Raw genomic sequence first — 9,505 nt, forward strand, 5'->3', positions numbered from 1 at the left:
CCGCCGGACATGCCGACGATCACTTTGGTGGCTGCGTTGAGGCTCATGGCGGTGCAATCAGGTCCAGGGGATAACGGAGTCCGCTGCGGTATTGCTCAATGGCGGCTATCACCAGCGGGCTGCGCATTCTAGCAGAGTTGGCCAGGATTGCCTCGTATTCGAGCCAGTGCACCGCCAGGATATCCGGGTCCAGCTCCGCGCCGTCCTGCGGCGCCAGAGCGCGGGCGCGGAAGGTGGTGCGATAATAGGTGGCGCCATTGCTGGGTGCGGTATAGAGCGCCAGCCCGAGCACGCCTTCCAGGGACACCATCCAGCCCGTTTCCTCCAGGGTTTCCCGCAGCGCGGCCTGCTGCAGGGACTCGCCCGGCTCAAGGTGTCCCGCCGGCTGGTTGAATACGAACCTGCCGCTGGTTTTGTCCCGCTCCTCCACCAGCAGGAAGCGGCCGTCCCTTGCGACCACGGTAGCGACGGTGACATGGGGGTACCAGTCTGTCATGGTTGTTTCCTCCGTGAGCGCACCGGCGGTTTGCCGCGCAGAGGTGCGGGTTTTCGCTCAGGGCTGTGCACGGTGAGGCGGCGGTGCTGTCCGGGCTCCAGCCCTTCGAGATTCCAGTCACCGATCCGATAGCGGATCAGGCGCAGGGTAGGGAGGTTCACCGCCGCGGTCATGCGTCGCACCTGGCGGTTGCGGCCCTCGCGAATACTGATCTCCAGCCAGCTGTCGGGCACTGTGAGGCGCTGGCGTACCGGCGGGTCGCGGGGCCACAATCCCGCCGGCTCGGGTATGGGCCGCACCCGGGCGGGCAGGGTGGGGCCGTCCTTGAGCTTGATACCGTTCTCCAGGCGGGCAATGGTGGCATCGTCCGCGACGCCCTCAACCTGCACCCAGTAGGTTTTCCACAGCTTGTGGCGCGGATTGGCAATGTGCTGCTGCAGGTGCCCGTCATCGGTCAGTAGCAGCAGCCCCTCGGAATCGTGGTCGAGGCGACCTGCCACGCGAAAACCCGGCGCCCGGAGGAAATTGGCCAGGGTCTGTCGTGGTTCCAGAGCCGGTGATTCCGGGTTTCCTGGCTCCCGGTCACTGAACTGGCTCAGTACCCGGAAGGGTTTGTTGAAGAGAATAAGTGCGGCCATCTGGGCTCCACGGCGCCGGCAAAAAACTGCCCCCGGTTAAGCAGAAAGATCGGGAAACCTGATACACTAGGCGCCGTTTTGACGGGGCATCTTGTTAGGATACCGCACCCCGAGACTCAATGGACCCACATCTACGGAGAACAATCTATGGGCTACAAGCATATCCAGGTGCCGAAGACCGGTGAAAAAATCACTGTCAACGGCGACTTCAGCCTGAACGTCCCCAACAACCCGATCATTCCCTACATCGAAGGCGACGGCATCGGCGTGGATATCAGCCCGGTCATGATCAACGTGGTCGACGCGGCGGTAGCAAAGGCCTACGGCGGCGGCAAGAAGATTTCCTGGATGGAGATCTACACCGGTGAGAAAGCGGCTGAGCTCTACGATGGTGACTGGTTCCCCGAGGAGACTCTGGCGGCCATCAAGGAGTATTCCGTTGGTATCAAGGGCCCGCTGACCACGCCGGTTGGCGGTGGTTTCCGTTCCCTGAACGTGGCCCTGCGCCAGGAACTGGACCTCTATACCTGCCTGCGCCCGGTGCGCTGGTTCGAGGGTGTGCCGTCACCTGTGAAGGACCCCGGCGCCTGCAACATGGTCATCTTCCGGGAGAACTCCGAGGATATCTACGCCGGTATCGAGTACCAGGCGGGTACCCCGGAAGCGCAAAAGGTGGTCGATTTCCTGCTCAAGGAAATGGGCGTGACCAAGATCCGTTTCCCGCAGGAAGTGGGTATCGGCATCAAGCCGGTTTCCGAGGAAGGCACCAAGCGGTTGGTGCGGAAGGCGATCCAGTACGCGATTGACCAGGATCTCCCCTCCGTGACCCTGGTGCACAAGGGCAACATCATGAAGTTCACCGAAGGCGCGTTCCGCGACTGGGGTTACGAACTGGCGCAGCAGGAATTCGGCGGTGAACTGCTGGACGGCGGTCCCTGGGTGAACATCAAGAACCCCAACAATGGCAAGGATATTGTCATCAAGGATGTGATTGCCGATGCCATGTTGCAGCAGATCCTGACCCGTCCGAAGGACTACAGCGTGGTCGCCACGCTGAACCTGAACGGCGACTACCTGTCCGACGCCCTGGCGGCCCAGGTCGGCGGTATTGGCATTGCCCCCGGCGCCAACCTGTCCGACACCATCGCCCTGTTTGAGGCGACCCACGGGACTGCGCCCAAGTACGCCGGCCAGGACAAGGTCAACCCGGGTTCCCTGATCCTGTCGGCAGAAATGATGCTGCGGCACATGGGCTGGAATGAGGCGGCCGACCTGATCATCAAGGGCATGAACGGCGCCATCCAGAACGGCACGGTCACCTATGACTTCGAGCGTTTGATGGAAGGTGCGACTCTGGTGAGCTGCTCCGAATTTGGCCAGAAGCTGATCGACAACATGTAATTCCCCCCGCGGCGTTACCATCAAGGGCTCGTGGCGACACGGGCCCTTTTTTGTGCTGCCAGCCCGGTGGATCCGGGTGGCGCGAACGATCATCTGGCAGGCACAGCGTGTGCGGCGACGCCATGCAGACTTGAATTGACTTATAATGGGGCCATATCCACTATCTGGTAATGGCAATAACGTGAGAGGCACGGTGTGAACGAGGTACCTGTAGCCGGGCAGTGGCGGTTGACCGCCGGCGATGAGCAGCGCGACAGCGAGGGCGGATTGGCCCTGCAGGAGTCCAAGCCGGAACTCAAGAAGCCCCCGCTGTTCAAAGTCATATTGCTGAACGACGATTACACCCCGATGGAGTTCGTGGTTGAGGTTCTGGAGGTCTTTTTCCGTATGAACCGCGAGCAGGCGACCCACGTGATGTTGACGGTCCATACCAAGGGCAAGGGCGTATGTGGTATATACACAAGGGATATTGCCGAGACCAAGGCGGCCCAGGTAAATCAGTACGCGCGGGAGAACCAGCACCCGCTGTTATGCGAAATCGAGGCATCGGAGGGCGAGTAGCCCGGGAGTGGTAAAGTATGCTGAGCAAAGACCTGGAACTGACGCTGAACGAGGCATTTCGGGAAGCAAGGGCAAAGCGCCACGAGTTCATGACGGTGGAGCACCTGTTGCTGGCGTTGCTGGACAATAACGACGCTATTCGTGTCCTGAAGGCCTGTGGCGCCGATATCAAGGCCCTGCGCGGTGATCTGGTCGAATTCGTGGATGCCACTACGCCACTGATCTCCGAGGACGACGAGGAGCGCGAAACCCAGCCGACGCTGGGGTTCCAGCGGGTATTGCAGCGAGCGGTGTTTCATGTCCAGTCCTCCGGTCGCAGCGAGGTGACCGGGGCCAATGTGCTGGTCGCCATCTTCAGCGAGCAGGAAAGCCAGGCCGTCTACTTTCTCAAGACCCAGAGCGTTGCCCGCCTGGATGTGGTGAATTACATCACCCACGGTATTTCCAAGGTTTCCGAGGACAACGACGGCGGCGAAGCTGGCCCGGCCGGCGCCGAAGGGGCCCCGGCCGAAGACGGCGAGGGCAACCCGCTGGACAATTATGCGACCAATCTCAATGAGGAGGCCCGGGCGGGGCGCATTGACCCCCTTATCGGGCGCATCCCGGAAGTCGAGCGTGTGGCCCAGATCCTGGCTCGCCGGCGCAAGAATAACCCGCTGCTGGTGGGCGAGTCCGGGGTCGGCAAAACCGCCATCGCCGAGGGCCTGGCGAAGATGATCGTTGACGGTGAAGTGCCGGAAATGCTCAAGGACAGCGTGGTCTACTCGCTGGACCTGGGCGCACTGCTGGCGGGCACCAAGTACCGCGGCGACTTTGAAAAGCGCTTCAAGGGGCTGCTGGCCAATCTGAAGAAGCGCGAGGGCGCGATCCTGTTCATCGACGAAATTCACACTATCATCGGTGCCGGCGCCGCCTCCGGCGGTGTCATGGACGCCAGCAATCTGCTCAAGCCGCTGCTGACCTCGGGCAAAATGCGCTGCATCGGCTCAACTACCTTCCAGGAATACCGCGGCATCTTCGACAAGGACAAGGCCCTCAGTCGCCGCTTCCAGAAGATAGACGTCATGGAGCCCACTCCGGACGACGCCTACAAGATCCTCAAGGGGCTGAAATCACGCTTCGAGGAGCATCACGGCCTGCGCTACACCAACAAGGCGCTGCGGGTGGCAACCGACCTGTCGGCGCGCTACATAACCGACCGTTTCCTGCCGGACAAGGCGATCGACGTGATCGACGAGGCCGGCGCCTACCAGCAGCTGCAGCCGCCGTCAAAACGGAAGAAGGTTATCGGCGTAGCGGACATCGAGGCGGTGGTGGCGAAAATCGCCCGCATACCGCCGAAATCGGTAAGCTCGGATGACCGCGAGACCCTGCAGAAACTCGAGTCGAACCTGCAGATGGTGGTGTTTGGGCAGGATCGGGCCATCAGCAGCCTGGCGACCTCCATCAAGCTGGCCCGTGCCGGCCTGCGCTCCGGGGACAAGCCCATCGGCTCCTTCCTGCTGGCCGGGCCCACCGGTGTCGGCAAGACCGAGGTCACCCGCCAGCTGGCGCGGCTGCTGGGTCTGGAGCTGATCCGCTTCGACATGTCCGAGTATATGGAGCGCCATACCGTGTCGCGCCTCATTGGTGCGCCGCCGGGCTACGTCGGCTTTGACCAGGGTGGCCTGTTGACGGACGCCGTAACCAAGCATCCGCACGCGGTCATCCTGCTGGATGAAATCGAGAAGGCGCACCCGGAAGTGTTCAACCTGCTGCTGCAGGTCATGGACCACGGTGCCCTGACCGACAACAACGGCCGCAAGGCGGATTTCCGCAATGTCATCCTGGTGATGACCACCAATGCCGGTGCCGAGAGTATCAGCCGCCGCAGCATCGGCTTTACCACCCAGGATCACAGTACCGACGGGATGGAGGCGATCAATCGCATGTTCACCCCGGAGTTCCGCAACCGTCTCGACAGTATTGTGCAGTTCGAGCCTCTGGGTGAGGACGTCATCCTCACCGTGGTGGACAAGTTCCTTACCGAACTGCAGGGCCAGCTGGACGAGAAGCGGGTGACCCTTGATGTTGACGAAGATGCGCGCCTGTGGCTGGTGGAGAAGGGCTATGACCGCAACATGGGCGCGCGCCCGATGGCGCGGGTCATTCAGGAGCACATCAAGAAGCCGCTGGCGGAGCTGGTCCTGTTCGGTTCCCTGGCCCAGGCCGGCGGCGTGGCCCGCGTGAGCGTGAACAAGGCGCGCGATGGGCTGGAGGTGTTGGTCGAAGAAACCGAGGCCGAACCGGCCTAGGGGCCCCTCTGGGGGCCAGGGGGAGGGGCCTACCGCTCGCGGTAGGTGATACGGCCCTTGGTCAGGTCGTAGGGAGTGAGTTCCACCCGAACCTTGTCGCCGGTGAGGATGCGGATGTAGTTCTTGCGCATCTTGCCGGAAATGTGCGCTGTCACAACGTGACCGTTCTCCAGCTGCACACGGAACGTGGTGTTGGGCAGGGTATCAATAACCTCGCCCTCCATTTCGATCTGGTCTTCTTTTGCCATGCGGCGGCAGTCCCTCGTAAAATCAGGGGCGCATTTTGCCCTAAAGCTGCCGCCGGCACCAGATCAATATCCGGCAAAACTGCCGCTTAGTTGCCGAACAGCTTGCCAAAGGCCTTGCCGATCTCCTTGCCCGCATTTTCGATCGGGTTGGCCTGCTCTTCTTCATCCTGCTTGTCGGCCGCTTTCTCCGCGTTATTGCCCCCGAGAATACCCGACATGAAGCCACCTTCGCCGCCGCCGACGGCGTCGGCGCCAAACAGGCCTCCCAGCCCACTCAGGTCCGTCGGCTCAGCGGGCAGCACGAAGCGGGCATCAGCGACCTGTGTTTCGCTGATGGCAGTGACGCGCATGTCTTCCCCGTAGCGAAGTACGCCGAGGTTCTGTGCGGCCAGCTGGCTCTGGAGGCGGTCGTGGGTCCCCTGTTGGGCGAGCATGCTGGACATGGTAGATGCCATCCGGTGCACGGCATCGCGGAAGCCCATCGCCCGCCGATCCGAAGACAGCACCAGCTCGGCCTGCTGGCGTTTGCCTTCGTGGTCGGTGAAGGTCAGGGTGTAAACCTCGCCCTGGATACCGGCAACGGTTTCACTGCGGCCGGTGGCGACCAGGGATTCGACGTTGACCGCTGCCATATCGGGAATGGCGGCCTGGGCCATATTGCCGAACATGGACAGAGTCTGCTTGACGTCGATAACCATGACCTCGCCATCGTTGTCGGTGACGGCGTAGACCTGTTCGCCCCGCACCAGCATGTAGCTGTTCTCCTGGTTCATGTCGATGCGTAGTTGATCACCCTGGTATTCGAAGGTCATCTTGTTACCTTCCGAATCGACGACCTCGGCGATATCGGCACTGGCCGGCACGGCAGCCAGTCCCAGGGACAGGAGAAGGGCAGGATACAGGGCGCTGCGTGGTGCTGTGATCATCTCGATGCTCCGTGTCTGGAATTTATGTCCGCAGGTGCTGGAACGCCCTGCTGCACACTAGTATCGACCCTGAGTCCGCGGAATGCCAGCGCGATGCGTCAGCCGCGTTCAGCCGGCGCGAATTGCCTGATAGGCGGCGAGCGCCGCCTCCCTGGCCTCGCGGTGGTCGACCATTGGCAGGGGATAGGTCTCGCCGAGGACAACAGCGGCCTCTTGCAGTACCTCGGCGGGGGCCTCCCAGGGGCGGTGCAGCCAGCGGTCAGGCAGGCCCGCCAGCTCCGGCACCCAGCGCCTTACATAGTCGCCGCTGGCATCGAATTTCTCCCCCTGCGCCACCGGGTTGAAGATACGGAAATAGGGCGCCGCATCGGCGCCGGAACCTGCGACCCACTGCCAGCTGCAGGTATTGCTGGCGGGGTCGGCGTCCACCAGTGTGTCCCAGAACCAGCGCTCTCCAGCCTGCCAGTGGACCAGCAGGTGTTTGGTCAGGAAAGAAGCGGTGACCATGCGAATACGGTTGTGCATGTAACCCGTTTGCCACAGCTCACGCATGCCCGCGTCCACTACCGGGTACCCGGTCTGGCCGCGCTGCCAGGCCTGCAACTGGTCCTGGCTGCCCAGCCACGGAAACGCGGCAAACTGCGCCTTGAACGGCTGCTCGGGTAGCGATGGGAAATGGTAGAGCAGGTGATAGGAGAATTCGCGCCATCCCAGCTCGCTGAGGAACTTGTCGACCTGCTCCTGCCGCTGCGGATTGCGCGCCGCGAGCTCCCGCGCCTTGTGCCAGACTTCGCGAGGGGATATCTCGCCGAACCGCAGGTGCGGGGATAGCCGGGACGTGGCCTCTTCCGCCGGGTGGTCGCGGCCGCTGGCGTAGTTCTCTATCCCGTGGCGGAGAAAACGTTCCAGGGCCCGCCGCGCCCCTGATGTTCCCGGCGTCCACAAGCTGCCCCAGTGCGCCGCCCAATCCGGTTTGTGCGGTAGCAGGCCCCAGTCCGCCAGCAAATCCCGACGGTCTGGCGCCTCTGCCCAGTTGATGTCTACGGGGGTACGCAATGGCTGCCCGGGCTCTTGCTGGCGTCGGCAGTGGCGCCAGAACGGGGTGAAAACCTTGAAGGGCTCGCCGGCCTGGTTGCTGATACTGTCGGGTTCGTGCAACAGGCAGCCGGGGAAGCGTTTGACGCTGGCGATCTCGTGGAATTGCTCTCGCAGCTGTTGTTCAAGCACGGTTTCCCAGGGGGTGTAGCTGCGGCTGAAATGGATCGCCCCCGCGCCGCTCGCGTCCACCAGCTCCCGCAGGCAGCTGGCGGTAGCGCCCCTGCGCAGCACCAGTTGGCCGCCGTCGGCGGCAATATCGGCAGCCAGCGCCTGCAGGCTGTGGTGCAGCCACCAGCGGCTGGCGCCGCCGGGCGTTCGCTCTGCGGCATTCTCCTCATCCAGAATGTAGACCGGCAGCACGGGGCCATTGGCGGCGGCAGCGGCGAGGCCCGGCAGGTCCACAAGGCGCAGATCGTTGCGGAACAGGTAGATCGTGGTGGTCATGCGTGTCGCTCACTGTAGGGCTTTGGACTGTTGCCATGATAACCCGTTGCTCAGCGGTCGGCGGTTCCCGCGTTCAGGTTTTGTCCCTGTTGGATCTGCTGCGCGCGGGCGCCGGCTAATCTGGTGCCGCGCACGAACGCGTATCGGTACTCAAACCAGCAACCAGGAGCGAGACCATGAGACTACGACGTTCAATTTGCCTGGCAGCCGTTCTGGCAGCCATTGTTGGCTGCAGCGACAGCTCAGACAGCCCGGCCCAGCCCGAGGTGGCGCCGCCGCCCCCGCCGGAGGTACAGCCCGCCCAGCTGCGTGTTACTCACGCTGCTCCGGATGCTCCCGACGTCAACGTGTATGTCAACGGTGAAGCCGCGCTGGAGGATGTCGCTTTCCGGCAAAGCTCCGGGCTCATCACCATCGACAATCCGGGTGCCATTGAAGTCGAAGTCCGCGGGTTGCTCCCTGACGGCTCCGAGGTCAGCGTCATCGGGCCTGTGGAGCTGGTTCTGGAAGAAGGTGTGAGGACCGACGTGGTCGCCTATGACACGCTGTTCGATGCCGAGGGCAATCTGAATATCAAGGCCAAGGTGCTGGATCCGGTCACGATTGAGGACGCCATCGCCGATGTTCGCGTCTCGGTCATGCACGCAGCGCCCGCAGCCGGCGATGTGGATATTTATGTCACCGGTCCCGACGAGCTCCTCGCTTCCGTGACCCCCATTGACGCCGGATTTGGCGATGCGCTCGGCCCCCTGGCGCTGCAGCCCGATACCGATTACCGGGTGAGAATTACCGGCGATGGCAGTGACGCCGTGGTGTACGACAGCGGTACCCTGAGCTTCCCCGCCGGGACCGAAGTGCTGGTGCTGGCGATCAACAATACCTTCAAGGTGGGCAGCAACCCTGTCAATTTGCTGGCCGCTGGCGCGGAAAGCGCGGCAGAAATCCTCGATCCCGGTATGGGCTCAGCCGTAAGGGTGGTACACAACTCGGCAGACACTCCCGCCGTGGATGTCATCGTCGATGGAGCGACCGTGCTTGCCGGCGTTCCCTTCCCGGGCGCCAGTGCCTACAGTGACATCGAGGTGCCCGCCGGTACCTACAATGTCGTTGTTGCCGCCAGTGCGGACAACAGCATTGCCCCGATCAATGCTGACCTGACCTTGGAGCAAAGCGACAGTTACACGGTGCTGGCCATCGGTTCATTCGCGGCCAATTCCATTGCGGCGCTGGTGACCAACGATGATCGCAGGAACATCGCCACCGCAGCCAGAGTCGAGGTCATCCACGGGTCCTCCATCGTTGCCGGCGAGATTCCGGTCGATGTCTACCTCACGACTGACGGCGTGATCGCTGATGCAGACCCGGCCATTGCCGGACTTCCCTATCCCGAGACCACCGG

At 62.7% G+C, this 9,505-nt stretch carries 9 protein-coding genes; 4 read left to right on the forward strand and 5 right to left on the reverse strand.

Annotated elements, in window-relative coordinates:
* Window positions 1-43 precede the first annotated feature (43 nt).
* Window positions 44-496: an NUDIX hydrolase gene (locus tag RJQ10_RS06830; protein WP_350144944.1), complete on the reverse strand. Its 453-nt coding sequence runs from the start codon at window positions 494-496 to the stop codon at window positions 44-46.
* Complete coding sequence (locus RJQ10_RS06835) at window positions 493-1,134, reverse strand: pseudouridine synthase (RefSeq protein ID WP_350144946.1); 642 nt, start codon at window positions 1,132-1,134, stop codon at window positions 493-495. The genes RJQ10_RS06830 and RJQ10_RS06835 overlap by 4 nt, the downstream gene beginning before the upstream one ends.
* Window positions 1,135-1,281: 147 nt before the next feature.
* On the opposite strand from RJQ10_RS06835, the gene icd reads away from it, so the two are divergent.
* The 3 genes from icd (at window position 1,282) to clpA (ending at window position 5,390) form a co-directional block, all read left to right on the forward strand.
* Entirely contained in the window at window positions 1,282-2,535 is a 1,254-nt protein-coding gene (gene icd / locus RJQ10_RS06840; RefSeq protein ID WP_350144948.1) for an NADP-dependent isocitrate dehydrogenase, read from the forward strand.
* Between the two features lie 228 nt (window positions 2,536-2,763).
* Window positions 2,764-3,096 (forward strand): ATP-dependent Clp protease adapter ClpS, encoded by a 333-nt coding sequence (clpS, locus tag RJQ10_RS06845; protein ID WP_350144958.1) that lies wholly within the window; start codon window positions 2,764-2,766, stop codon window positions 3,094-3,096.
* Between the two features lie 17 nt (window positions 3,097-3,113).
* The gene (clpA, locus tag RJQ10_RS06850) at window positions 3,114-5,390 is read left to right on the forward strand and encodes an ATP-dependent Clp protease ATP-binding subunit ClpA (RefSeq protein ID WP_350144950.1); all 2,277 of its coding nucleotides are present in this window, start codon (window positions 3,114-3,116) and stop codon (window positions 5,388-5,390) included.
* A 29-nt stretch (window positions 5,391-5,419) separates the two neighbouring features.
* On the opposite strand, the gene infA is transcribed toward clpA, so the two are convergent.
* From infA to RJQ10_RS06865, 3 genes are all read right to left on the reverse strand, one after another.
* Window positions 5,420-5,638 (reverse strand): translation initiation factor IF-1, encoded by a 219-nt coding sequence (gene infA / locus RJQ10_RS06855; RefSeq protein WP_027948202.1) that lies wholly within the window; start codon window positions 5,636-5,638, stop codon window positions 5,420-5,422.
* Window positions 5,639-5,724: 86 nt separating this feature from the next.
* Window positions 5,725-6,564, reverse strand: coding sequence for a hypothetical protein (locus RJQ10_RS06860; protein WP_350144953.1), 840 nt, complete (start codon window positions 6,562-6,564; stop codon window positions 5,725-5,727).
* A 108-nt stretch (window positions 6,565-6,672) separates the two neighbouring features.
* The gene (locus tag RJQ10_RS06865) at window positions 6,673-8,106 is read right to left on the reverse strand and encodes a cryptochrome/photolyase family protein (RefSeq protein ID WP_350144954.1); all 1,434 of its coding nucleotides are present in this window, start codon (window positions 8,104-8,106) and stop codon (window positions 6,673-6,675) included.
* A 176-nt stretch (window positions 8,107-8,282) separates the two neighbouring features.
* Here RJQ10_RS06865 and RJQ10_RS06870 point away from each other — a divergent pair.
* Window positions 8,283-9,505, forward strand: a 1,223-nt coding sequence (locus RJQ10_RS06870; RefSeq protein ID WP_350144956.1) for a DUF4397 domain-containing protein, incomplete at its 3' end; no start/stop codon positions are given.

Source organism: Haliea sp. (assembly GCF_040222615.1).
In the GTDB taxonomy this organism is placed as follows: Bacteria; Pseudomonadota; Gammaproteobacteria; order Pseudomonadales; family Halieaceae; genus Haliea.